Origin of the sequence: Nocardia testacea NBRC 100365 (assembly GCF_000308775.1) — a bacterium.
GTDB lineage: Bacteria > Actinomycetota > Actinomycetes > Mycobacteriales > Mycobacteriaceae > Nocardia > Nocardia testacea.
The window spans coordinates 1-24,443 of sequence record NZ_BAGJ01000051.1; the positions used below are offsets into that span (position 1 = coordinate 1).

The 24,443-nt window shown below is 67.4% G+C and carries 25 protein-coding genes and 1 tRNA gene; 15 read left to right on the forward strand and 11 right to left on the reverse strand.

All coding sequences use genetic code 11. The annotated features are described in order from the left end of the window. The 3 genes from ON38_RS06600 to ON38_RS06610 all read left to right on the forward strand — a co-directional run. Positions 1-1,688: NAD-glutamate dehydrogenase domain-containing protein (locus tag ON38_RS06600; protein WP_039823230.1), on the forward strand; the 1,688-nt coding region annotated here is incomplete at its 5' end. A gap of 41 nt (positions 1,689-1,729) precedes the next feature. Then, a complete protein-coding gene (locus ON38_RS06605; protein WP_039823274.1) occupies positions 1,730-2,164 on the forward strand; it encodes an acyl-CoA thioesterase in 435 nt (144 codons plus the stop codon). A 139-nt stretch (positions 2,165-2,303) separates the two neighbouring features. Next, on the forward strand, positions 2,304-2,981 hold the full coding sequence (locus tag ON38_RS06610; protein ID WP_039823231.1) for a DUF8185 domain-containing protein: 678 nt from the start codon (positions 2,304-2,306) through the stop codon (positions 2,979-2,981). Between the two features lie 34 nt (positions 2,982-3,015). Here ON38_RS06610 and ON38_RS06615 read toward each other — a convergent pair whose 3' ends face one another. Next, a complete protein-coding gene (locus tag ON38_RS06615; RefSeq protein ID WP_245563940.1) occupies positions 3,016-3,744 on the reverse strand; it encodes an HNH endonuclease in 729 nt (242 codons plus the stop codon). A 254-nt stretch (positions 3,745-3,998) separates the two neighbouring features. Here ON38_RS06615 and ON38_RS06620 point away from each other — a divergent pair, with 254 nt between their 5' ends. From ON38_RS06620 to ON38_RS06630, 3 genes are all read left to right on the forward strand, one after another. After that, entirely contained in the window at positions 3,999-4,430 is a 432-nt protein-coding gene (locus ON38_RS06620) for a globin (protein ID WP_039823233.1), read from the forward strand. A gap of 78 nt (positions 4,431-4,508) precedes the next feature. Beyond that, on the forward strand, positions 4,509-4,802 hold the full coding sequence (gene ctaJ, locus ON38_RS06625) for an aa3-type cytochrome oxidase subunit CtaJ (protein WP_039823235.1): 294 nt from the start codon (positions 4,509-4,511) through the stop codon (positions 4,800-4,802). Then, positions 4,789-5,253, forward strand: a complete 465-nt coding sequence (locus ON38_RS06630) for a DUF5130 domain-containing protein (protein WP_051164440.1) — start codon at positions 4,789-4,791, stop codon at positions 5,251-5,253. Before ctaJ ends, ON38_RS06630 begins: the two co-directional genes overlap by 14 nt. A gap of 89 nt (positions 5,254-5,342) precedes the next feature. On the opposite strand, the gene pepN is transcribed toward ON38_RS06630, so the two are convergent. Next, entirely contained in the window at positions 5,343-7,910 is a 2,568-nt protein-coding gene (pepN, locus tag ON38_RS06635) for an aminopeptidase N (RefSeq protein ID WP_039823239.1), read from the reverse strand. A gap of 119 nt (positions 7,911-8,029) precedes the next feature. On the opposite strand from pepN, the gene ON38_RS06640 reads away from it, so the two are divergent. Continuing rightward, the gene (locus tag ON38_RS06640) at positions 8,030-8,869 is read left to right on the forward strand and encodes a phosphoribosylaminoimidazolesuccinocarboxamide synthase (protein ID WP_039823241.1); all 840 of its coding nucleotides are present in this window, start codon (positions 8,030-8,032) and stop codon (positions 8,867-8,869) included. Here ON38_RS06640 and ON38_RS06645 read toward each other — a convergent pair. The 3 genes from ON38_RS06645 to ON38_RS06655 form a co-directional block, all read right to left on the reverse strand. Then, positions 8,824-10,143 carry an RNA polymerase sigma factor gene (locus ON38_RS06645; protein WP_051164441.1) on the reverse strand — a complete coding sequence of 440 codons (1,320 nt, stop codon included), beginning with the start codon at positions 10,141-10,143 and terminating at the stop codon, positions 8,824-8,826. The two genes, ON38_RS06640 and ON38_RS06645, sit on opposite strands and share 46 nt — an antisense overlap. After that, positions 10,140-10,541: a YciI family protein gene (locus ON38_RS06650; protein WP_174372394.1), complete on the reverse strand. Its 402-nt coding sequence runs from the start codon at positions 10,539-10,541 to the stop codon at positions 10,140-10,142. The genes ON38_RS06645 and ON38_RS06650 overlap by 4 nt, the downstream gene beginning before the upstream one ends. Before the next feature lie 110 nt (positions 10,542-10,651). After that, entirely contained in the window at positions 10,652-11,872 is a 1,221-nt protein-coding gene (locus ON38_RS06655; protein ID WP_039823245.1) for an NAD(P)/FAD-dependent oxidoreductase, read from the reverse strand. Between the two features lie 216 nt (positions 11,873-12,088). Between ON38_RS06655 and ON38_RS06660 the strand changes: the two genes are divergently transcribed. Further along, entirely contained in the window at positions 12,089-12,736 is a 648-nt protein-coding gene (locus ON38_RS06660; protein WP_039823246.1) for a mycothiol-dependent nitroreductase Rv2466c family protein, read from the forward strand. A 45-nt stretch (positions 12,737-12,781) separates the two neighbouring features. Here the strand turns inward: ON38_RS06660 and ON38_RS06665 are convergent, their stop codons facing one another. Then, positions 12,782-13,837, reverse strand: a complete 1,056-nt coding sequence (locus tag ON38_RS06665) for a M48 family metallopeptidase (protein WP_051164451.1) — start codon at positions 13,835-13,837, stop codon at positions 12,782-12,784. A gap of 77 nt (positions 13,838-13,914) precedes the next feature. Here ON38_RS06665 and ON38_RS06670 point away from each other — a divergent pair, with 77 nt between their 5' ends. Both ON38_RS06670 and ON38_RS06675 read left to right on the forward strand, forming a co-directional pair. Next, the gene (locus ON38_RS06670; protein WP_039823247.1) at positions 13,915-14,388 is read left to right on the forward strand and encodes a ribose-5-phosphate isomerase; all 474 of its coding nucleotides are present in this window, start codon (positions 13,915-13,917) and stop codon (positions 14,386-14,388) included. Between the two features lie 24 nt (positions 14,389-14,412). After that, the gene (locus ON38_RS06675) at positions 14,413-15,225 is read left to right on the forward strand and encodes an Fpg/Nei family DNA glycosylase (RefSeq protein WP_039823248.1); all 813 of its coding nucleotides are present in this window, start codon (positions 14,413-14,415) and stop codon (positions 15,223-15,225) included. A gap of 10 nt (positions 15,226-15,235) precedes the next feature. Here the strand turns inward: ON38_RS06675 and ON38_RS06680 are convergent, their stop codons facing one another. Beyond that, entirely contained in the window at positions 15,236-16,186 is a 951-nt protein-coding gene (locus ON38_RS06680) for a GGDEF domain-containing protein (RefSeq protein ID WP_039823281.1), read from the reverse strand. 478 nt (positions 16,187-16,664) lie between these two features. Here ON38_RS06680 and ON38_RS06685 point away from each other — a divergent pair. From ON38_RS06685 to ON38_RS38160, 5 genes are all read left to right on the forward strand, one after another. Next, positions 16,665-16,738 (forward strand) — tRNA-Gly (locus tag ON38_RS06685). Between the two features lie 260 nt (positions 16,739-16,998). Continuing rightward, positions 16,999-17,301 carry a hypothetical protein gene (locus ON38_RS06690; protein WP_157181683.1) on the forward strand — a complete coding sequence of 101 codons (303 nt, stop codon included), beginning with the start codon at positions 16,999-17,001 and terminating at the stop codon, positions 17,299-17,301. A 78-nt stretch (positions 17,302-17,379) separates the two neighbouring features. Next, a complete protein-coding gene (locus ON38_RS06695) occupies positions 17,380-18,102 on the forward strand; it encodes a DUF2786 domain-containing protein (RefSeq protein ID WP_051164442.1) in 723 nt (240 codons plus the stop codon). A gap of 522 nt (positions 18,103-18,624) precedes the next feature. Continuing rightward, positions 18,625-19,320, forward strand: a complete 696-nt coding sequence (locus ON38_RS33965; protein WP_051164443.1) for a DUF2637 domain-containing protein — start codon at positions 18,625-18,627, stop codon at positions 19,318-19,320. Between the two features lie 146 nt (positions 19,321-19,466). After that, positions 19,467-20,567, forward strand: coding sequence for a DUF4238 domain-containing protein (locus ON38_RS38160; protein WP_157181684.1), 1,101 nt, complete (start codon positions 19,467-19,469; stop codon positions 20,565-20,567). Positions 20,568-20,642: 75 nt separating this feature from the next. On the opposite strand, the gene ON38_RS06710 is transcribed toward ON38_RS38160, so the two are convergent. Genes ON38_RS06710 through ON38_RS06725 form a run of 4 tightly spaced genes read right to left on the reverse strand, consistent with a single transcriptional unit; the run spans position 20,643 to position 24,414 of the window. Continuing rightward, positions 20,643-21,314 carry a hypothetical protein gene (locus ON38_RS06710; protein ID WP_039823253.1) on the reverse strand — a complete coding sequence of 224 codons (672 nt, stop codon included), beginning with the start codon at positions 21,312-21,314 and terminating at the stop codon, positions 20,643-20,645. A gap of 4 nt (positions 21,315-21,318) precedes the next feature. Continuing rightward, positions 21,319-22,572, reverse strand: a complete 1,254-nt coding sequence (locus ON38_RS33970; protein WP_051164444.1) for a phage tail fiber repeat family protein — start codon at positions 22,570-22,572, stop codon at positions 21,319-21,321. A gap of 21 nt (positions 22,573-22,593) precedes the next feature. Then, entirely contained in the window at positions 22,594-24,012 is a 1,419-nt protein-coding gene (locus ON38_RS06720; protein WP_039823255.1) for a DUF7257 domain-containing protein, read from the reverse strand. A 3-nt stretch (positions 24,013-24,015) separates the two neighbouring features. Next, a complete protein-coding gene (locus ON38_RS06725; protein ID WP_039823257.1) occupies positions 24,016-24,414 on the reverse strand; it encodes a hypothetical protein in 399 nt (132 codons plus the stop codon). Positions 24,415-24,443: the final 29 nt, after the last annotated feature.

The window sequence follows — 24,443 nt, forward strand, 5'->3', positions numbered from 1 at the left end:
TGAAATCGGTGCCCATCAGTCCGCAGGCCCGGGCGGCGCTCGGCCTGCCCGACGATGTGGTGAAACTTTCCCCGCCCGAATTGATCCGCGCCATTCTGCTCGCCCCTGTGCAATTGCTCTGGAACGGTGGTATCGGCACCTATATCAAGGCCAGTTCGGAAACGAATGCCGACGCCGGTGACAAATCCAACGACGCGGTCCGCGTGAATGCCGACCAGCTCCGGGTGAAGGTGATCGGCGAGGGCGGAAATCTCGGCGTGACGGCGTTGGGGCGGATCGAGTTCTGCCGTAATGGTGGGAAGATGAATACCGACGCGTTGGATAATTCCGCGGGTGTGGATTGCTCCGATCACGAGGTGAACATCAAGGTTCTGCTCGACGGTGTGGTGTCGGCGGGTGAGCTCGATATCGCGGATCGTAATCCGTTGCTCGCGGAAATGACCGACGAGGTCGCCGAACTGGTGTTGCGCGACAATATCTCGCAGAACTTCGTGATGGGTATATCCCGGGCGGAGTCGGCGCGGATGCTCAATGTGCACCGGCGTCTCATCGAAGAGCTCGAGACCGAGCGCGGACTCGACCGGCGGCTCGAGGCGCTTCCTACCGACGCCGTACTCAAGCGCCGGTTGGAAGAGGGCACCGGGCTTGCCTCGCCCGAACTCGCGAATCTGCTCGCCCATGTGAAATTGGCGCTCAAGGCGGACCTGCTGGCCGGCGATCTGCCCGACAGCGCGTTCTTCGCCGCCCGGCTGCCCGAGTACTTCCCGACACCGCTGCGGGAACGGTTCGGCGCGGCGATCAAGAAGCATCGTCTGCGCCGGGAGATCGTCACCACCATGATCGCCAACGAGGTGGTGGACTACGGCGGGGTCACCTATACGTTCCGGCTGGGCGAGGAGATCGGCGCCACCGCGACCGATACCGTGCGCGCCTTCGCCGCGGTCACCGATATCTTCGGCCTGCACGATATCTGGCAGCGGATCCGGACCGCCGATACGACGGTGGGCGTCCGCGACCAGCTCGAGCTGGAGACCAAACGGACTCTGGACCGGGCGTCGCGCTGGTTGCTCACCAACCGCCCGCAGCCCATCGCCGTCGGCGCCGAGATCAACCGGTATCGGGTGGGCGTGCGCGAACTCGCACCGAAGGTGCCGGGCTGGTTGCGTGGTCACCACGTCACCACCCTCACCGATCAGGCCGCCGATCTGGTCGCGCACGGGGCGCCGCTGGATCTGGCGACCGAGGTCTTCGGTCTGTTGCATCTGTTCCCGCTGCTCGACGTCATCGATATCGCCGATATCACCGACCGCTCGGGCGAAGAGGTCGGTGCGCTGTACTACGCGCTGAACGAGCATCTCAAGATCGACTGGCTGCTGGAGGCCGTCAGCCATCTGGAACGTGGCGATCGCTGGCACGCGCTGGCCCGGCTCGCGCTGCGCGACGATATGTACAGTTCGCTGCGGTCGCTCACCCTCGACGTACTCTCCGGCGGCGACCCGGAGGAGAGCGCGGACGAGAAGATTGCATACTGGGAGTCCAAGAATCAGTCCCGGCTCGGCCGTGCTCGCGCGGCGCTGGCGGAACTGTTCGAGTCCGGAACCCACGATCTCGCCACGCTGTCGGTTGCGGCGCGGCAGGTGCGCAGCATGGTGAGTGGGGTGGGCGCCCAATCGGAGGTACCACGGTGACGAACGCTGTTCCCCGCAACGGAGCGAGTCCGGATGTGGAGGTGCCCGCTGCGGCTTCGCCGCGGCGGTTCCACACCGCTGTGCACGTGCGCTGGTCCGATATGGACGTTTTCCAGCACGTCAACCACGCCCGGATGGTGACATTGCTGGAGGAGGCGCGTATCCCCTGGTTGTTCGAGGACGACCGGCCGACCGTCGGACTGCGCGACGGTTGTGTGCTCGCGGATCTGCACGTGCGGTATCGGGGGCAGCTGCGGCACGACGACACGCCGCTGGATATCGCCATGTGGATCGAACAGTTGCGGGCGGTCGATTTCACCGTGGCCTATGAGGTCCGGGCGGCGGGTGCCGCGCCCGACTCGCCCGCCGCGGTCACCGCGACCACGCAGCTGGCGGCGTTCGATATCAAGACCCAGCGGCTGCGCCGGCTCACCGGCCCCGAACGCGACTATCTCGCCCAGTGGCTTGCCGCATGAGCGAGTCGGGCCCGGAGGCGGTAGCGGAGCGTGACCACGCAGGGCCCTCGCTCATGCCCTATGGGCACGGCATGAGCGAGTCGGGCCCGGAGGCGGTAGCGGAGCGTGACCACGCAGGGTCCTCGGTGCCGGGCCGATCGTGACGACCGACCAGCGGGTCCTGACCGTCGCGGACCCGGCAGAACGCGAGAACCTGGCCACCTTCCTCACCCGGGCACAGCGATTGGATCCGGCGGTGGTGGTCCGGCTGCGGCGGCGCGGCCCGGGACTGGTGGCCGCCTGGGTCGCCACCGGTTTCGAGGCCCTGGCGACCCGGACGGTCGCCGCCGAACTGGCCGCCGATGATGCGACGGTGGGTGCGGACACCGTGCTGACCGGACTGGCCGCGCCGGGACCGATCGATCTGGGTTACTCCCTCGATTCGGCCTGGCGGGGCGCGCTGCCACCGGACAGCGGTTTCGGGCATATCGATGATCTGCCCGCCCGCACCCTGGTCGAGCTCGCCGAGCGCGGGGCCGACCTGGCGAAGGAACACGGCTCGGGGCACGGGCCGCCCGCGTCACTGCTCGATCAGACCGTGCTGACCGTCTCCGCGGCGCAGGTACGCGTACAGGTGCCGATGCGGGTGGTCTTCGCGCTCACCGCCATGGACTTCATCCCGCACGCCGGGGATCGGGCCGACTCCGGTCGGATTCCGCCGGATGAGCTCGTCCGGGTGCGCGCCAGTAACACCTGGCTGCGTTTGGACGCCCGCTACGGGTCGGTCGCCCGCCGGAGAACCGGCGGGCTGTCGCTGACCCCGGCGGCGGGAACCTGAGACCGCTGTGCCCGGCCGCGGTGCCGCCGTGGCGTCAGGCCGCGCCCTCGCCGAGGTATTGCAGCCAGACCGGGTCCAGTTCGTTGACCGTGGACAGCAGACGCCAATGCGGCCCCTTCGGGGATATCAAGGGTGCGCGCAGCGTCCAGCCCAGCTCGCTGAGCAGTTTGTCGGCCTTGCGATGGTTGCAGGGTGCGCAACTTGCCACACAGTTCTCCCAGCTGTGTTCGCCGCCGCGGCTGCGCGGGATGACGTGATCGATGGTTTCGGCCTTGCCGCCGCAATACCCGCAGCGGTAGCGGTCCCGCTGCATGAGTGCCGCCCGGGTCATCGGGACGCGGGCACGGTAGGGAACCCGGACATAGGTGCGTAACCGGATGACCGACGGGATGGCGACAGCGGCCCCGGCCGAATGCAGGACGGGCCCGGTGGGGTCGTGGTGTACCGCGTCGGCCTTGTCGCAGACCAGCAGCACGATCGCCCGGCGAGCGGTGAGCGCGGTGAGCGGTTCGTAGGTGGCGTTGAGGAGCAGGACGCGGCGCTTCAGCCAGCTGATCGGCTGCGGCGCGGCGAGGTGTGGAGCGGAATCGCTCCCGGAGAGGTAATCGGAACGAGCGGCGGGATCGGCATTGTGCCGGTCGACCGCGTGATCGGACAGCAGTTGCAGCGGAGGAGCCCCCGACCCACGAGCGTGGACGTCGGCGGGCTTCAGTTGTCGGTGGCGTATCGCCTCCGGTGATCGGGCGCCGGTCCGTTGCTTCATGTCGACCCCAAATTTCGCGTTTCAAGATCATGTGGTATCTCGGCGGAGACAGAACCCAGTTGACCATGGAAAGGCCCGCAGCGCACGGTTATTTTGCACAATGGCCGGTTAACTGTCGTTGAAGCGACCCCCGGCGGCCACCGAGCCGGAAAGGCCAGGTGCGAGCGGTCATGCCAGCCGGGAGTCCGGCGAATCTGCGAACCCGTGCCGGCGCGGGCACAATGGACGGCGCATCCGGCGAAACGAGAGGGTTCATGACTTCGGGTAATGCGGCTTCGGGCACTCCTGCGGGCGAACAGGCCACGCGCTCCTTCTACGAGGCCGTCGGTGGCGAGGACACGTTCCACCGGCTGGTTGCGGTTTTCTATCGCGAGGTCGCCGCCGACGAAGTTCTGCGCCCCATGTACCCGGAAGAAGACCTGGGCCCGGCCGAACGGCGCCTGCGTATGTTCCTCGAGCAGTACTGGGGCGGCCCCCGCACGTACTCCGACGAACGTGGCCATCCGCGCCTGCGGATGCGGCATATGCCGTTCCAGATCGGGCCGGTGCAGCGGGACGCCTGGTTGCGCTGTATGCGCATCGCGGTCGCCGAGATCGAACCGGAAACACTCGACGACGAGCATCGGCGCCGGCTGCTGGACTATCTGGAGATGGCGGCGAACTCGCTGGTCAACGCTGCTTGGTAAGCAAAGCGGCCCCGCCCGGGCCGGTGACACGGCCTATCCCTCGGTGAACTACTACAGAGGATCGTCTACCTTTAGGGCGTGAGCATTCTCGAGACGGTGGCGATTTTCGCCGGTATCCCACTGGGGATCTACCTCATAATCGCTGGTTTGTCGTATCTCGGTAAGCCGCTGCCCGGTGAGAAGCCGGTCCATTTCGATATGAGCAAGAAGTGGACGGCCGCTCCGGTGCTGTGGAGTGCCACCGACGAAGTGACCGGTCCAGGTCACTCCTATGACGCCGGTGAGTCGTCGCACGGCTCGCATGTGGCGTTCGATGCCCTCGAGGCACCCAAGGAAGCGCTGATCGGAGGCCGGGCAAGTGGCAAGTACTAAGTGGCCCGCGGTGGTCGAGTCCGAACTGCCGCGTGGATACGCGCTCACCAGCAGCGGTCGGGTCTCCGGTGTGCACGAGGCCGGTGATGTGTTCAAGGAGGCGCCGTTCGACAACAACGAGCGGCTGGCCATGGACAATGTGCTCACCGAGGCCACTCGGGCGACCAAGGTCCGGTTCAACGTTTTCATCGGCGATCTCGGCGTGGACCCCGCGGCCGCGGTGGACGCGCTGTTCCCCACCACTCCGGAGGCGGCGCGCTCGGTGCTCATCGCCGTCTCCCCGAACGACCACGCCGTGGAGGTCCGTTCCGGTCGGGATGTGGCCGAGCGCGCGAACGACCGGGTGTGCCAGCTCGGCGTCACCGCCGCGCTGAGTTCGCTGCGGCAGGGTGAACTGATCGACGGACTGATCTCGGCCGTGCGTGTGATGGCCGCGGCCATCGGCCGCTGACACCGTCCCGGCCGAGGGCCGGGGTTCGCTCGCCGAAGACGACGACGGCGCGTCCACCGATCGGTGGACGCGCCGTTCGCTGTCCGGAGTCAGGAGATATCGAAGGCGCGGGCGCGCAGTGAACGTTCGACTCCCGCTTTGCCCTCGCTCACCAGTCGCCGCAGGGCCGGCGGGTGATCGGCGGCGAGGAATTCGTCGGCGCGGGCGACGGCTTCGTCGCTGATATCCCAGGCCGGGTACAGCCCGACCACCACCGTCTGCGCGACCTCACTGGACCGGCGTTCCCAGACCGCCGGGATCTCGTCGAAGTACCGCGCCACGAACGGCGCCAGCAGGCCGTCCTGCCCGGCCGGCGCGAAGCCGCCGACAATGGATCGCGCGGTGATATTGGGGACCGAATCGTCGCCCATCACCTTCTCCCATGCCGATTCCTTCACCTGCGGCAGCGGGCGCGCGGTGGCCGCGGTGGCCGCGTGGCGCCGACCGGCCGCGGTTTCGTCGTTGCGCAGTTCGGCGTCGATGGCGGGGGTGTCGGGACCGTCGGCATCGATTTCCCCGGCGGCGGCGAGAGCGGTGACCAGCCGCCAGCGCAGATCGGTGTCGACGGTCAGGCCGGGCAGGCCGACGGCCGCCGGATCGCCGTCGAGCAGTTCGCGCAGCACCTCGCTGTGCCAGGCGGCCAGTTTCGCGCCGGTGAGGGCGTTGACGAAGGCGAGCTGATGATCGGACCCGGGCGCTGCTTCCCGCGCCAGTTCCAGCAGCCGGTTCGCGTACTCCGGCCAGCCGGTGGCCTCGGCCCAAGCCGGGTCGGCGTAGCTGCGCAGGGTCGTGTTGGCCTGCATGAGCAGCCGCTGCACCACCCCGATCTCGGTTTCCGCGCCGATGCCGCGCTGGACCAGCGCGACGAAATCGCGGGCGCGGAACTCCGCCTGCCGGGTCATCTCCCAGGCCGCCGACCAGGCCAGGGTGCGGGGGAGGGGATCGGCGATATCGGCGATGCGGTTCACCAGCACATCGAGGGAATCGGGGTCCAGGCGGACCGAGCAGTAGGTGAGGTCGTCATCGTTGACCAGGACGAACTTCCCGCGTTCGGTACCGATCAGCTCGGCGACCTCGGTGCGTTCGGCGGCGTCGAGGTCCAGTTCCACCCGCCGGGTGCGGACCAGTTTGCCGTCGCGGTCGTCGTAGACGCCGATGGCCAGCCGGTGCACACGGCGTTCCCCGGCACCGGGCGCCGCGCCCTCCTGGACCACCGCGAATGAGGTGAACCTGCCGTCCGCGTCGACCTCGAATTCGGGCCGCAGGATATTGAGACCGGTGGTCTTCAACCATTGGGCGCCCCAGGTGGACAGGTCGCGACCCGAGGATTTCTCCAGCGCCGCCAGCAGATCGTCGAAGGTGGCGTTGCCGTAGGCGTGGTCGGCGAAGTAGGCGCGCAGGCCGGCCAGGAACGGTTCCAACCCGACATAGGCCACGAGCTGTTTGAGCACGCTCGCGCCCTTGGCGTAGGTGATGCCGTCGAAGTTCACCTCCACCGCGGCCAGGTCGGGGATATCGGCGGCGATGGGGTGGGTCGAGGGCAGCTGATCCTGCCGGTACGCCCACGATTTCTCGACATTGGCGAAGGTGGTCCAAGCGCTGGTGTACTCGGTGGCCTCGGCCTGGCACAGCACCGACGCGAAGGTCGCGAAGGATTCGTTGAGCCACAGGTCGTCCCACCACTTCATGGTGACCAGGTCGCCGAACCACATATGCGCCATCTCGTGCAGCACGGTTTCCGCGCGCCGCTCGTAGGAGGCCCGGGTGACCTTCGACCGGAAGACATAGTCCTCGAGGAAGGTGACCGCCCCCGCGTTCTCCATGGCGCCGGCGTTGAACTCCGGCACGAACAGCTGATCGTATTTCCCGAACGCGTAGGGGACGCCGAAATTCTTGTGGTAGAAGCCGAATCCCTGTTTGGTCTCGGTGAACAGCCGGTCGGCGTCCATATGTTCGGCCAGCGAGGCCCGGCAGTAGATGCCCAGCGGGATATCGCCGTGGTCGTCGGTGTAGGTATCGGTCCATTCGGCGTAGGGACCGGCGATGAGCGCCACCAGGTAGGTGCTCATGAGCGGTGTGGTGGCGAACCGGTGTTTTCCGCCGTCCGAGGTACCCGCGCCGTTGGAGATGACCTTCCAGTCCGCGGGGGCGGTGACCTCGATATCGAAGGTGGCCTTGAGGTCGGGCTGGTCGAAGCAAGCGAACATCCGCTTGGCGTCGGCGGTCTCGAACTGGGAGTACAGGTAGACCGCGTCGTCGGCCGGATCGACGAACCGGTGCAGGCCCTCACCGGTGTGGGAGTACTCGCAGTCGGCCTCCACCACGAGTTCGTTGCGCTCGGCGAGGTCGGTGAGGGTGAGGCCGGTGGATTCGTCGTAGCCGGCGATATCGAGCGCGGTGCCGTTGAGCACCGCCGAACGCACTCCCCGGGCGACGATATCGACGAAGGTGGACGCACCGGGCTTCGCGGTGAAGGTGACGGTACTGCGGGACAGGAACGTTTGTTCGCCCGGTTTCCCCGCCCCGTCGGTCAGGTCGAGTTCGATGCGGTAGTTCTCGACCGAGATGACCTCGGCGCGTTCGATCGCCTGTTCGCGGGTGAGGTTCGGTGCGGACATCGGGCTCCTTCGAGGACACGAGTGCAACGGGCACGGGCGCTGTCCACAATGCCACGCCGGTAAGGTTGCCCGCGCGGGAGTCGATCCCGCCGCCACTCGACCAGGATCGGAGCGACAACGTGAAGCATGTGCACGCCGGAAAGGTGCGCGACCTGTACACCGACGGTGACACGTTGCTCCTCGTCGCGTCCGACCGCGTATCGGTGTACGACGTATCGCTGCCCACCCCGATCCCGGACAAGGGCGCGCTGCTCACCCGGTTGTCCAACTGGTGGTTCGAGTACTTCGCCGATATCCCCAACCACGTGCTGTCCACCACCGACGTCCCGGCGGAGTTCGCGGGCCGGGCCGTGCGGGTGAAGCCGCTGAAGATGGTGCTGGTGGAATGCGTCGCCCGGGGGTACCTGGTGGGTTCGGGGTGGAAGGACTACCAGCGCACCGGGTCGGTCTCCGGGATCCGGTTGCCCGACGGCTTGCGCGAAGGCGACAAACTGCCCGAACCGATCTTCACGCCGACCACCAAGGTCTCCGAGACCGGGCACGACGAGCCCATGACCTTCGATGATGTGGTCGCGCAGGAGGGTGCCGAGGTCGCCGCGCGCCTGCGTGACCTCACCCTCGACCTGTACTCCCGGGGCGCGGCCTACGCGGCCGAACGCGGGGTGATCATCGCCGACACCAAGGTCGAATTCGGCTGGGACGGTGATGTCCTCACCCTGGGTGACGAGTTGCTGACCTCCGACTCCTCCCGCTTCTGGCCGGCCGCGGAATGGGAGCCGGGGCGGCCGCAGCGGTCGTTCGACAAGCAGTTCGTCCGGGACTGGGCCACCTCCACCGGCTGGGACAAGGAACCGCCCGGTCCGGAGATCCCGGCCGATATTGTCGCGGCGACCCGGAGCAAGTACGTCGAAGCCTATGAGCTGATCACCGGGCGTAGCTGGGGAGTGCCGGAGTCGTGAGGCGGGTGCCGGAGCCGGGCCGCTCGTAGGGTGAGGTAATCGTATTCGGCGTGGCTGCCGGTCCGGGCGGCCGCTTCGCGGTAGTGGGTGAGCGCCGCGGCGGTATCGCCGGACATCTCATGGAGGTGCGCACGCACGGCGGCCAGCCGATGGGTGCCTCGCAGGGCGTCGTCCAATCCGGCGATGAGTGCCAGACCGGCGCGCGGCCCGTCCACCATGGCCGTCGCCACCGCGAGATTCAGCGTGACCAGCGGGCCCGGTGCCACTCGCCCCAGCAGCAGATAGAGGCGCCGGACCGACTCCCAGTCGGTATCGCCGTACCGGGCGGCCTGCGCGTGGACTCCGGCGATGGCGGCCTGGATCCGGTAGGTACCGGTGAGGCCGTGGGCCGCGGCGGCGGCCGCCAGCCGCAGGCCCTCGGTGATCGCGGTGCGGTCCCAGCGCCGCCGATCCTGTTCGGCCAGGGGGACCAGCTCGCCGTGCGGCCCGGTGCGGGCGTCGCGGCGGGCGTCGGTCAGCAGCATCAGGGCGAGCAGGCCGCTCACTTCCGGGTCGTCGGGCAGTCGCCGCCGGAGCCGGCGGGTGAGCCGGATGGCCTCCGCGGACAGGTCGGTGCGTGCCAGTCGCGTGCCGGAGCTGCTGGTGTGGCCTTCGGTGAAGATCAGATACAGCACGTGCAGAACCACGGCCAGTCGGCGCTCCCACTGATCGGCGGCCGGCGGCGCGAACGGTCTGTCCAAGGCTGCCAGCCGTCGTCGGGCCCGGGTCAGCCGCTGCGTCATGGTCGCTTCCGGGATCAGGAAGGCGCGGGCGATCTCGGCGGTGGTGAGCCCGCCGACCGCGCGCAGCGTCAGTGCGACGGCATGCGCGGGAGGCAGGGCCGGATGGCAGCACAGGAAGAAGAGGGTGAGCGTGTCGTCGTGATCGTCGCCGGACAGCGCTGGTATCGACGGCTCCGCCACCGTCTCCGCGGAAGCCGCGCCGGTGATCCGGGTCTGCGCGGCGACGCGGGACTCCCGCTCGCGCCGGGCCATATCGGCCCGGACGGCATCGGTGGCCCGGCGCCTGGCCACGGTCAGCAACCACGCTCCCGGGTTGTCGGGGACCCCGTCGGCGCGCCAGCTGTGTACCGCCGCGAGCATCGCCTCCTGCAGCGCGTCCTCGGCCGCGGTGAGATCGCCGGACCAGCGGATGAGCGCGCCGAGAACCTGCGGCGTGAGTTCACGCAGCAGGTCCTCGATCGGATCGCCGCCGTGGCGACGGGTATCGGTCACAGGTCCCCGGCGGGCGCGGACATGATCTGGCGGACCTCGATGTATTCGCCGATCGGCTTACCGCCGGGGCCGGGCGCCGCGGAGGCCTGCGCGGCGATCTCGACGGCCCGGTCGGGCCCGTCGACATCGACGATCCAGTAGCCGGCCAGGAACTCCTTCGTCTCGGCCCACGGGCCGTCGGTGACCACCGGCGCCGAGCGGCCGTCGGAGCTGACCAGCCGGGCCTCCTCCGGGCCGCTGAGGCCCTGGGCGTCGACCAGTTCGCCCGCCGCGGCCAGCTGGGCACCGAGGGTGCGCTGGAATTCGATATGGGCGGCGATGTCCTCGGGCGCCCAGTCCGGCAGCGGGGTATCGCAGTAGGCGGCCGCGGCGTAGGTCTTGATCAGCATGTACTTCACGGGTTCTCCTGATTTCGGTCGCGCCCCGGTGGCGCGTTCACCAAGAGGTCGGAGCCGGGTCGCCGATTCCGACACAATAAAATCGTTCCTTCAGTGATGTAGGTCACATATCACAGGGGTGCCGAGGTATCCGCCAGTCGGGCCGGATCGACCGGTTCGCCGGAGCGGATCAGCTCCTTGATCCGGTCGCCCACATCCCACACGTTCACGTTCATCCCCGCCAGCACCCGGTGCTGGGGATCGAGCCAGAACGCCACGAATTCCCGGGCCGCGCGGTCACCGCGCACCACCACCTGCTCGTAGTCACCCGGTGCGGCGAAGCCGGTGTATTCCATCCCGAGGTCGTACTGGTCGGTGAAGAAGTAGGGGAGCCGGTCGTAGGACGCGGCCCGGCCGAGCATGGCCGCGGCCGCCACCGCGGGCTGATTCAGCGCGTTCGCCCAGTGCTCCACCCGGATGCGGCGGCCAAGTACCGGATGGTCCTGCTCGGCGATATCGCCGACCGCGACGATATTCGGATCGCTGCTGGTCAGGCTCGCGTCGACGAGGACACCGCCATCGGTCAGCAGACCGGCCGCGGTGGCGAGTTCGATATTCGGCTTCGCTCCCACCGCCATCAGGATTGCGTCCGCGCCGAATTCGGTACCGTCCGCGAGGGCGACCCCGGTCGCGCGGCCGTCCGCTGTCGTGATCTGCTGGACCCGCGCCCCGAAACGCAGGTCGACCCCGTGGTCGCGGTGTAGGTCCGCGAACACCTCGCCCATCTCCGGGCCCAGCGCGCCCAACAGGGGCGCGGACGCGGTCTCGACGATGGTGACCGCCACATCCGCGGCGCGTGCTGCCGCGGTGACCTCCAGCCCGATCCAGCCCGCCCCGATCACCACCAGACGCCGGGCGGTGCGGAACAGTTCGATCAGGGCATCCGATTCGTCCAGAGTGCGCAGCGTGTACACGCCCTCGGCATCGGCGCCGGGAATCGGCAACCGGCGCGACGACGCACCCGTGGCCAGCGCGAGTCTGTCGTACTCCAGCGTCGAGCCGTCGGGCAGGTCCACGGTGCGGGCGGCCCGGTCGATCGTGGTGACCTCGGTGCCCAGCCGCAGATCCACATTGTGGTCCCGGTACCAGGCCGCACTCTCCACGGTGAACTCCTCGACCGGCTTCGTACCGGCCAGATACTCCTTGGACAGCGGCGGCCGCTCGTACGGTAGCCGCTCTTCCCTGCCGATCAGGGTGACGTGACCGTCGAAATCGTTGTCCCGCAGTGCCCGTGCGACCTTCGCCCCGGCCAGGCCGGCGCCGACGATCACGAAATGCTGCGCAGATGTCATGGCTGATACTCCCTTGTGGTGGGTGGTTCCAGCGACGATCCGAATGCTCCCGCCAGCCTACAAAGGACAGCACCGATCTCCCGGCCGGTTCGGGAACGAAAATCCCGCGGGCGGGGTTGCTCGGTACAGCGCCTGTGCCCGGCGACCGGCCGGCACTACGGCGGTAGCCGTGGCGGTGGGTGGTACCCGCCGTCGCCCCGTGGAGAGGAACGAAACGTGCCCGACTCGGCCGAGAAGAAGGACCTTGCCGAATTCTGGTTCGACCCCCTGTGCCCGTGGTGCTGGATCACCTCCCGGTGGATCCTCGAGGTCGCGAAGGTCCGTGATATCGAGACGCGGTTCCATGTGATGAGCCTGGCGGTGCTCAATGAGGGGCGCGATCTGCCTCCGGAGTACCAGGAGCTCATGACTTACGCCTGGGGACCGGTCCGGGTGGCCGTCGCCGCGGCGGAGCAGCACGGCGAGGAGATCCTTCCGCCCCTGTACACCGCGCTGGGGACCCGGTTCCACAATCGCCGCGCCGAATTCGAGCGCGAGGACGACCGGCGGGGTACTTTCGCCGCGATCGTGGCGGACGCGCTCGCCGAAGTCGGGCTGCCGGCCGAACTGTCGGCCGCCGCGGAGAGCAGCGAATACGACGAGGCGCTGCGCAAGAGCCACCACGCCGGGATGGACAAGGTGGGACCCGATGTCGGGACGCCGACCATCCACGTCAACGGAGTCGCATTCTTCGGCCCGGTGCTCTCCCGTATTCCGCGTGGTGAGGAAGCGGGCAAATTGTGGGACGCCGTGGTGACCCTGGCGGCCTACCCGCACTTCTTCGAACTCAAGCGCACCCGCGACGAGAACCCGGAATTCGACTGAGCCGCCGGGTTGCGGTGCCCGATCGGACGCCGCAACCCGCCCGGCTCAGTGCGGGGTTTTCGACAGTGTGACCATATCGCCGCCGTACCCGGGAGCCGGCGGTTGCCCGGGCATCGGGGCGAACCGCGGCGGCGCCGGGTTCGGCCGCCAGAACAGCCGCCCGTGCCGGCTGCGGTCACGCAACGCCCACATGCGCCAGGTCAGTACCGGATGCGAGGACATCGCATTGACCATCCACACGAAGAAACCACGTTCCTGGGCCGCGCGGTCGGCCATCTCGTCGAATCCGACCACCGAGTTCAGGTACTTCCCGGCCGCCAGGGTGCCCATCGCGGCGGGCGCTCCCTGCGGCCGGTGGCAGTAGCCGTGGTTGTCGGCGGTGTACTCCTGGGCGCGGATCAGCGTGTTGCCCAGGATCGGCAGGAACGGCGCCAGGAACATGCCGAGCTGGCGCCAATAGGAGGCGTGGCCGGCCGCGATATGGCCCACCTCGTGACCGATGATGAACGCCAGGGCGTCTGGTTCGCGGGCGGCGCCGCTGATCTCGAACAGATCGCTGTACACCACCACGTAGCGGCGGAAACCGTGCCCGGAGGCGAAGGCGTTGATCCGTCCGTTGCCCAGCACGACGTAGGCGTCCGGCGCACTGGCCATGCCGAAGCGGGCCGCGGCCTCCTGCACCATCCGGTATCCCTCGGGGAACTGGGAGGGCGACATCTTCACCCCGTTCACCCGCTGCGATGAGAGGTTGACACCCCGTCCGAACCAGAGCAGCAGCGGCGCCCCCACCAGGATCAGGATGAATTGGTTGACCAGCCCGAAGAACAGGAAGAGGAACGCCAGCAGGTACGAGACGGCGGTGAGCAGGATCACCACTACCAGTAGCGGGATCTCCCAGCTGTGCCGGGCGGGCATCCCGAACGGCGACAACCCGCGAGGCTCGTGCCGCGGCACCGGCGGCGGGGGATATCCGCCCGGAAGCGGCACGGACGAGCCGGGATGGTCGGTGAGCCACGGGTAGGGCCCGGGCTCCGGTGTACTCGCGGACCAGGCGGCGCCGGGGCCGGATCCGGACGGCTGCTGAGGGTCGTGCGGCTGCATACCCACGACTCTAGGCAGTGAGCCGGTGACCCCGCCCGCCGTCGGCGCCCGGTAGGAGGCCTGACAGAATCGCAGCCATGCGCGTATACCTGGGTGCCGATCACGCTGGTTTCGAATTGAAGAACGCCGTCAAGGACCACCTGGAAAAGGCCGGTCACGAGGTCGTCGACTGCGGCGCCCTCGTCTACGACGCACTCGACGACTATCCCGCCTTCTGCATCGAGGCGGCCCGCCGCACCGTCGCCGACCCGGGCAGCCTGGGGCTGGTCTTCGGGGGCAGCGGTAACGGTGAGCAGATCGCCGCGAACAAGGTGCCCGGTGCACGGTGCGCGCTGGCCTGGAGTGTCGAAACCGCGCGCCTGGCCCGGGAACACAACAATGCGCAGCTGATCGGTATCGGTGGCCGGATGCACTCGCGTGACGAGGCACTGGCGATCGTGGACGCCTTCATCGAGACCCCGTGGTCCGGCGAGGAGCGACACCAGCGCCGGATCGATATCCTCGCCGACTACGAGAAGACCGGCGAGCCGCCGGCGCTGCCCGCCAACTGATCCACCGGGCAGGCGAGTAGTCGGGTGCCCGAAGGTCATACCCTGCACCGCCTCGCTCGCCGGCACGACGAGCGGCTGGCCGGCGCGGTGGTGCGGGTGACGAGCCCGCAGGGGAAATTCGCGGCGGGAGCCGCCCGGGTCGACGGCCGGGTCCTCGTGCGCTCCCAGGCATGGGGCAAACACCTGCTCCACGAATACGAGGGTGAGCTGTACGTACACGTCCACCTGGGCCTGTATGGCACCTTCACCGAATCGGAGCTGCCGATGCCGGAGCCGGTGGGGCAGGTCCGGATGCGGCTGACCGGGCCGGGTCGCGACGGACGTGGATTCGGTACCGACCTGCGGGGCCCCACCGCCTGTGAGATTCTCACCCCGCCCGAGACCGAGGCGCTCATCGCCAGGCTCGGGCCCGACCCGCTGCGCCCGGACGCCGACCCGGACCGGGCGTGGGTGCGGATCCGCCGCTCGCGGCGCAGTATCGGATCCTTGCTCATGGATCAGCGGGTGATCGCCGGAGTGGGCAATGTCTATCGCGCGGAAGTACTTTTCCGGCACGGTATCTCCCCGCAACGCCCGGGCACGGAACTGATCGCCGCACAATGGTCGGCGCTGTGGGCCGATCTGGTCGACCTGATGCGAGTGGGCGTACGTCGCGGAAAGATGCACGTGGTGCGGCCTGAACACGATCACGGCGCGCCCTCCTACGCCGCGGACCGGCCGCGCACCTATGTCTACCGCCGGGCGGGCGAACCCTGCCGATGCTGTAGCGGGCCGGTGCGCCATACCGTGCTCGAGGGCCGGAATCTGTTCTGGTGCGCGCAGTGTCAGCCGGCGTGAGCCGTGCGGCTCAGCCCGCGACGGCCGTATCGGCGTCGAGCGTTTCGGCGCCGGCGTAGCGGCGCCCGCCCGCGGTTTTCGCCGAGTACATCGCCTGATCGGCTCGGCGCAGCAGTTCGGCCAGTTCGCTGCGATCCGCCGGCGGGGCATAGGTGGTGCCGACGCTGGCCGAGACGGGTACCGGTCCCGCCGACGACCACACCGAATCGTTCAGCGCGTGCACGATGGCATGGGCGAGTTCGGTGACGCAGTTGTCGGCCATCCCGGCCGCCAGCACGAATTCGTCCCCGCCGTAGCGGCACACCACCGCGCCCGGCGGCGCCACCTCCCGGAGCCGCTTGGCCAGTTCGACCAGTACCTCGTCGCCCACCGCGTGACCGTAACTGTCGTTGATCTGCTTGAACCGATCCAGATCCACCACCAGCAGACCCACCCCGCGGTCGGCCTGTTCGACCATCTTGCGTACCCGCTTGCGCAGCAGGGTGCGGTTGGCCAGGCCGGTGAGGGCGTCGTGGGTGGCCTCGTATTCGAGCCGCTGCTGCAACGCGGCGAATTCGCGGACCCGCTGGGTGGCCTCGTCGGAGAGATTCTTCTTCTGCTGGGCCAGGGCCAGCTCCTGCAGCGCCTGGGCGTAACTGTCGATGGCCTGGCTGGCCACCAGCGGCCATCGGGTCGCCACCAGGGAGCCGCGGGGGCCGGCCGGGAAGCCGAGCAGGGTGCGGGTGACCAGCGCGAGCATCCGGACCTGGTGCAGCGGTTCGGCACAGAGGCGGGCACCGAGCCGGCGGGCCGCGCGAATCGGGAAGGGATCGGAAACGGTGAGGTGCAGCAACTGCTCGAGAATGTCGACGAGAACAGGTTCGATCTCGGCGGCGCTGATATCGGCGTCGGGCTGGTCGCCGGCGGCCCGCGCCCACTCCCGTGCCGTGGAACGGACGGGTGGCCGGGTCTCAGCGGTCATATCGACCACCGGCGGCGGTGGAACTCGCGCCGCGGACCGGGGTCCGCCACGTCGGTACCGGTCTCGGCCGGCTCTGTCGCACTGCTATGCGGATGGTCCACCTTGTCGGGTGCACGCTACCGCCCCCTTTCCAGATACCCCGTCCGGCAAGAAGATCGTAGCAAGATGGTGGAACCCGCCGACCTGCGTTCTATAACAAGTTCTCGGGCCCCGGTACAACAGTGATCTCTGCTCCTATCGTCGCGGAATCGATTGCGTTACACACTTTTGCAGAAATCCGGTGCCGCCCACGGTCGGGTTGGGCGATCGGCCCGGTGAACTTCGGAATCCGGGCTTCCCGTCACTGGTGAATCGACCGGAGCCGGCCCCGCCCGGTGATCTTCGTGCCGGGGAGGGGCTGATTGGCGAAATGAATCCGCGATTGGGTAGAGTCGCTGTGCACACGGTATCGTGGCGATCCCATCGATGTCGTATGCACGCGGGTGTAGTTCAATGGTAGAACCTCAGCCTTCCAAGCTGATGGTGCGGGTTCGATTCCCGTCACCCGCTCCACTCGAAAAGGCCCTGTGATCAGGGCTTTTTTCATGTGAGCGTCTCCCGCTCGGCGACTAGGTGTAGTCCAAAGTGGAGCCTTTCGTTCGAGTTCCCGATTCCGGCCGACCTCTACCCGGCCGACCTCCAATCATCTTCACCCACTGGGCTGCTCGCGCTCAAGGCCGGCACTCGGCTCGCGCCCGCTCGGCGATATATCTGCAGGTCTCCGACCGCCCTCAATGAACCTATTTCCCCTGCTTGTGCCATACATCGTGACGATGTATGTTGATGAAGTGCTCAACCAGAGCGCACCGGCCGCCGCCACGGCCGACAACCCGAAAGGAACCAACATGCAGATCACCTACACGGCCGAGTGGATCGACGATTCCGACGAGCGCGCCACGCTCACCATCGGCAACTACAAAGCCCGCGTAGTGCTCCCGGAGGACTCCAACCTCCGGGTGTGGTCCGTCGAACACAACGGCTGGAGCATCGCCAACGGCGCGGAGGGAGACGAGGGCGATGCCCGCGACGCGGTAGAGGCCGCGATCCGCGAGCACCACGACGAGATCCCGTTCTAGCCAGTCCATCAACTGCCGGGCGCGCAATCCCGCGCGCCCGGCCCAGGGGCCGCCACCCCAAACCCGAAAGGAACCACAATGACCGAGACCATCACACGCCAGGACATGCTCGACAAGGTCCGCAAGCTCCTCGCCAAAGCCGAGAGCGTCGCAGGTACCCCTGAGGCGGACGTCCTCAACGCCAAGGCGTTCGAGCTGATCGCCAAATACGGCATCGACGAGACCGCCGCCCGGCAGCGCGCTGGAGAAGGGCCCGCCTCGATCGAGGTCGCCGATTTCGTCATCTCCGGCCAGTATCAGCGCGAGCAGACCTACCTGCTGCACCTGCTCGCCAAGGCGTTGCACTGCTCGCCGCTGTGGGATGCTGCCAACTCGGCTTACGGCACCCGCCGAAACCTGGTGTACGGCACCGCCGGGCATATCGAGCGGCTGCGGATCGTGTACGCCATGCTCATGCCGCAGATGCTGGCCGGGGCGGCCAGGGTTCGCCCGCCAGCCGATGCGCAGGTCGGCGTCAAGGCGTACCGCATGTCCTGGATGCGCGGCTTCTACGGAACCGTGGAGTCGCGGCTGCGGAAGGCGGAGAGCCGGGCCAGTGAAGCGTCCGAGCCCGGTACCGCGCTGGTGCTGGTCGACGACTACAAGCGCGCCGAAGCGGCCATGGAGAGCAGTTCCGATGACATCCGGTCGACGCGGTCGCGGTCGCGGCACAGTGCCGCCGCCGCAGCGCTCGGCGCGGCGGCAGGGGAGCGAGTGAACCTCGGCCAGACCGGTGTCGCCGGGCGCCTCGCAATCGGATAGCGGTAGAGATGCGGGCCGGGCGCAGCACGCGCCCGGCCCGTTTCCTTGCATGCATTGTCACGATGTATGATCAGTGTGAGCGCTGAGGTTGTGGGCGTCTCCCCGCTGGGAGTGTGTCATGCAGGTTCAGTCGACATGGAGGAGGAGCGGTGAGCGCGGACGGGGTCGACGAGGAATGGACCGCCCAGGAGTGTGCCGAGCACGTTGGTGTCCAGCCGGTCACCTGGCGTTCCTACAGCAACCGGCCGAGTAAGGAGCACCCGGCGCCGAAGCCGAAGAGGTACGTGGGCCGGACCCCGGTGTGGTCTGCGAATGCGGTCCGGGAGTGGCACCGGACGCGGCCTGGGTCGCCGGTCGAAAACGCGCCGAAGGCCGGGAGGCGGAAGTAGCGGAGGGCGGCGCGTGTTCTGCGCGCCCTATTACCCCTGCTTGCACCATACATCGTGACAATGTATGGTGACGATGTGTCCACCGCCAGGGCACACCGGCCGCCGCCACGGCCGACAACCCGAAAGGAACCAGATGTTCACACCCGCACGTATCGCGCTCACCGGAGCGGTCGCGCTCACCGCCCTGTCGTTCATCCTGAGCTTCACCGCGCTCACCGACCTCGCCGACCGGTCCGGCATCAGCCACCCGGTGCTCTGGCCGTTGATCGTCGACGGGCTCGGCATCGTCGCCACCGTCGCAGTCGTCGCCCTCCGCAATAGCCGCTACGCGTGGTTCCTGCTCGGCACCGCCACCGTGATCTCCATAATCGGCAACGTGGTGCACGCACTCCTGCCCGCCGGGCCGGTCGCACCCGAGGTCGCCGCTGCGGTTGCGGTCGTCCCGCCGGTCGCGATGATCGCAGTCATCCACCTGGCCGTAATCCTCGCCAGCCACGCCGCAGCCCGGCAGGAAACCGCCCCGGTCGTCGACCTGACCGCCGCCCCAGCCCCGGAAGCTCAGCCGCAGCCCGCGGAGCCCGCCCCGGCTATCGAGGCCCCCGCCCCGGTCGCCGTCGCAGAGTTGCCCGCCGCGCCCGAGACCGATACTCCCGCAGTAGTACCCGCGCCCGCGGCGGCCGTCCGCGTCCAGGCGCCGTCCGAGGCCCGAGCCGAGGCCGAGGCCCTCATCGCCGACCAGCCGCACCTCTCCAACTACGCAATCGCCAGTCGCGTCGGAGTATCCGAGGCTACCGTCCGGCGGTGGCGCAAGCAGCTGATCGCCGCCTGAGCCGCACCGCACATAACGCCCCGTTCCGGGAAACCGGGCCGGGGTGTCCCCTCTGTGTTACTTGTTACCTCGAATCTGGAAGTCGCTGAGCTATGGGGATTTGGGCATTCCGCCACGCTAGGGCGGAAGGTCAATATCATCGGCTGATGTTGTCCAACCTCCTTGCTGCAGTCGCTTCCGTAACGCAGCGGCCATTTCAACATCGTTGGCTCAGCCATGAGTTCGTTGCCGAATCCAAAGAGCAAGCCCGGGGCTTAGACTCCAAAAAACACCATTACGTCCCGGAGTTCTACCTTCGTGGGTGGGCTGAGGACGGCTTGGTTCAGCCATATCAGGTTGACTCACGATCGGCTCACGTTCCTCAGCCGCCAGGTGAGATCGGGCACAAGAGAAATCTCTACACGCTGCCAGAAACCGGCGACACGATGGACCTTCCTCTGCGATGGGTGGAGAAGCATCTCTCCAGGATTGAAGGCGAGTGCGCGGTGCACCTGAAGTGGCTCGCTACGAGGGAAGGCTTGGTAGAGGACCATACGCTCAAGCGAGACGTCACGGTATTCCTTGCATTCCAACTGGTCCGGACGCTGGATCAGCGCGAGCGGAACTTGACTTTGGTGCAAGGGCCGCCAGCTGGAAAGCGTGAATATCTCCGGCGCACGAATCCGGGACTTAGCCCGGCTCAAATCGAAGAGCGTATGCGACCGAAGTATCAAGATCCGAAGCATGAGGCCATACACCTGATGATGAATGACGTTGAGTACGGTGTGGCTCACCTGCTAAACATGCGAAAGTGGGCGGTATACCGGACGGTTGACCCCATAATCACCTGCGACGAGCCAGTAATCCAGCTCGCTGGACCGCCGTGTAACAGGCAAACATGGATAGCTGGGCTCAGCGCTTCCGTCCTGTACCCGCTCGATCCACATCATTTGCTGGTCCTGCTCCGATGGGACCTCTCGCATCGGGGTCCGTTCGTACTTGGCGCGGACGATACAAAGTCAATCAACCTTGAAATCATGGCTGCCGCAACGAAGGCTACGTTCGAGAGGCCATCCGATCAGATTTTCCGCACGATCTCTGTTCCGCCACGTCCGTCAACTCCAGAGCTCGATGCGGAGACGGTAGACGCGATGGATGGAGCCACGGCGTTGCACGTATTGTTGTCCGGCCTCCGACGGCATAGTCGGTGGACAGATTTGAGCGCCGCCCCAGAATGGCCAGTGCTTCGCTGGTACCAGCCCAGTTGAGCGACAAATGCTTAGGTTCCTCTCGTCGCCCCACCAGAAAATGCCCACAGGAGACCGGGCCGGGCGTTTCCCGTATCAGGGCACATCAGCAGCCCAGAAGTTGTCCAGAGCCGCCGAACTGGAGGACCCGAACACCGCCGTGATCGACTGAACACCCACATGCCGGTTGCCCATCGGCACCAGCAGACCGGAGTCGGTGTACGAATTCACGGCCGTCGCGCCGTACTTGATCGTGTAGACGTTTTCGCGCACCTCCACCACGATCAGTGTTCCCGCGGGCGTCGAACCAGACAGGGTGAGCAGGGAAGTGACGTTGCTGTCCTCGTTCCCGACCAGACCGGCGCCGCGCACCAGCATCCCGTTCGTGCTGTTGGTCAGATAGGCGATCCACGACGAGAAGTTCGGAGTCGACCGGACGATGATCCCGGACCGCCGCGTCGTCGTCGCGACCGCCTGAGTGATCCCGACGTCGTAGCGGTCGGTGCTCAGCGGCGTGACGTTGAGTGCGGACTTCCGGCCGTCCCCGCCGGTCGAGGCGTACCGATTCGAGCTGATGCCGTGCGTGCCGGCCTGAACGTAGTTGACCCAGTCCGGGCCGAGCGATGTCGTGTTGTTCGCCCGGTTGAAGTCGTCAGAGATCGCGGTGAGACCGGCCCAGATAAGGTTGTCGCCGTCGTAGATTCGCGTCAGCGGCTCGTCGCCGATATAGAACCGCGACGGTGTCGCGTCGCCGATCGGTAGAGGCATCGCGTCACCCCACGATCCCGAACCAGGTGCCCGCCGGACGTCCGGAGCCCAGTGCGTCATACTGCGCCTGCGTTATCCGGACCAGCGTCACCACGGTCCCGTCACTGCCGACCTTCGCGTCAACGTCGGCCTTGCGTGCCGCGTGACCGGCCGCGCTCGGCGCCGGAACCGTCGGCGACGCGTCGAACGTCTTCGGGCCGGTGATCGTCTCCGCGCCGGACAGATGCACCACAGACGACGCGTCGGCTTTGCCCGCCAGCGGACCCGCAAGCGCGGCCTGCGCGCGAGCTTCCGTGAAGTACTTGTTCGCGGCACCTTCGGGTACCGCGTCGGTGCTGCCCGGACTCGGCGATATCTCGGTGTAGGACGAGCCACCCCACCGGTACACCCGGTTCGTGTCCAGCGCGACGTAGATCTTGCCCGCGACACCCGATGCCGGGAACGCACTTGTGCTCGCGTACTCCAGGACGTCGTCGACGTAGCTCGGCAAATGGACAGCGGGCAGCAGCCCGCTCGCGTCGAGCGGCGCGTATCCGCCGGCCTGACCTTTCGCCGCGGTGCTCTGCTTGCCGTCGAGCGCCGCAGGCAACGCAGCAATGTCGGTGAGGGTGTGCTCGTGCACGACGTCGGCCTTGCCGTCCAACTCCGCTTGCAGACCGGTGACGTCGCCTGTCGCGTGCTGGTGGGACGCGGCAGCCTTGCCCGCCAGCCCCGGCACGGTCGGCGAATCCCAGGTGCCGCCAAGGTCCCCGGTCAGGCGGAGGCCGCCCTTGACGGTCGCCGACGCGTTCGGCACACCGTCGGAAACCACCGCCGCCGCGTCCTCCGCGGACTGCGCAGCCGCGGCCGCCGACTGCGACGCAGCATCCGCAGCATCTGTCGCATCATCCCGAGCCGCCTCCGCCGCGACTCGCGCCGCACCGGCCGCGTTTGCTGCCTGCCACGCCTGCGACACCACCGCGGGCGGCTGTGGTTCGAACTGCGTAAAGAGGGAAGTGAGCCGCACCGGCTCCGCCGAGTCAGGGATAGCGATGGTCTTCGGAGCGGCCCATGTGCCGAACCGCAGCATCACCTTCGCCGGGCCAGGATCCAAATCAGGCGTGGTCAGATCGCCGTCGACCACCGGGACAGTGACCCGGTTCGTGGTCGTCGACCCCGGACCATCAGCGTCCGGCCCGAGGTCAGGACGCCAGATTTCGACAACACCCGACACCGGGCCGTCGGAGACGTCAGTGAAGGTGTCGAACAGGACAGTCATATCGACTCCCGAAAGTGAGCGTTACCCGAGGACGAACCAGGGCAAGAAATCCTGGTCGTTCAGGACGGACGATGCGGCGATGGTGGCGGGCAAAGAGTCCGCGTTGTTCACATAGCCGAAAATGCTGCGCGGATAGATGCCAGCAGGTTGCGCGGGCTGCGCGTGCCGCACACACAGAAGCGGACGCACAGCCGTCCCGACCGTCGGCGCGATCTGCAACACCGCCACCGCGAACACGTCGCCCTGCGTCGCCGAGATAGTCGGCATCGACAGCCGAAATTGCGTACCCGACGCACTGATCTGCGACTTCACATCCCCGGAATCCCACAGCTTCGTCAGGTTGCCTGTGCCGGGAGCCATCTTGTAGACCCCCACCATGAACGCGGTCGGAGATAGCCCCCAGTCGCCAGTCGCGGTGATCATGCCCACCGTGCTGTAGCTGCGGTTCCGAGTCGCCCGGATGAAGCCCAGCATGATCGCGCGGGTGCTCGGGATCATGCCGGGATCTTCGGTTTCGACGAGTTCGTTGCCGGACTCTGCTGTCCAGTTGACCAACGTGGACAGCGGGCACGTCGGGTCATCGGTCGGGGAGATATTGACCCACAGCGGGATATTGGTCGGGATATCGGAGTAGTCCGGCTTGGACTCGGCAGTGGTCTGCGCGGCAACCGCGGTGGTTTGCGCGGTCGCGGCGACAGACGCGGTAGCAGCCAGTGTGCCGAGGCTCGCACGGGCCGAGAACCCAGCGAGCCCCCACGACCAGTTCGGGATGATGCCCTGAAACCTGGTCTCGCTGGAGAATCCGACCGTGCGGTGAGCAGCGTCGACCGGATATCCGGAGGTGTCCTCGTGTTCGAGCACGGTCGTGCGGTTCACTATCAGCCGGTAGGTGTTGCCCTCCCCAACGAATTCGACCGTGTCGGATTCGTTGATGCCGCGCGCAGTGTTGGGTCTCCATTCCGAGAATGACCACGAGTTGCCTGACCGGGTGCCGCGCCCGATCCTCAGTGACCGCTTCCAAATCTGCGCGTACACGAACTGCGTCAGATCGCTGTTGGCGCGAATGAACAGCGTGGTCGGACAGCCATCCATCACTCCGGCCGGGTTCACGATCGCGCTGACCGAGTGGTCGTTGCTCGGCATGGTTTGCGGGCAGATCGCATACCGGATGCCGGTCGCGATGCCGGAGTTGTCCAGGCGTGCGGCGTAGTCGATGATGCCGAGGCCCTGCCCCGCACCGCCTTGGATCCAGCCCTCACCCAGCACCGCAGCGTTCGGCCGGTTGAACTTGTCGGCGTGCGATGCGCCGGTAGAGATCCGGGTTTCCAACTCGGCGATAGCGGTGCCGTGCGCCGAGGTCAGCCCGAACAGGCTCCGAACGAATTGCTCGATCGCGGCGAGGAAATCGAACTTCACCTCGGGCGGTTTGACCAGCCTCATGCTCTACACCTCGTCGGCGATGGATTGGGGAACCGCGGGCATCGTGTCCGCGTCAGGTCGAGTGCGAGCCCACGACAGCAGCTGCCGCACGTAGTCCAGTGCGATCCGGTACCGGGCGCGCAGCGCATCAATCACGCTGTGCAGCTCCCGCACCTCGCGGCGGAGTACATCCACGTCATCGCGGAGGGGCTGGACGATCGCCTCGAAATCGGCGCGCTGCGAATCCAACATGGAACGGAGCCGTTCATCGGCTAGCCGTTCTCGCTCGATCTCGTCATCGGCCACAGCGGTCCGGGCCTCGACGGCGGTCTTGGTGCGGGCTGCGTGCCATACCGCGAACGCACCGGCCAGACCGCCGAGCAGGCCGATGAGTTGCCCGATGTAGGGGGTAATGACGCTCACCGCGCCTCCAGAGTTCAGACAGCGCGAAG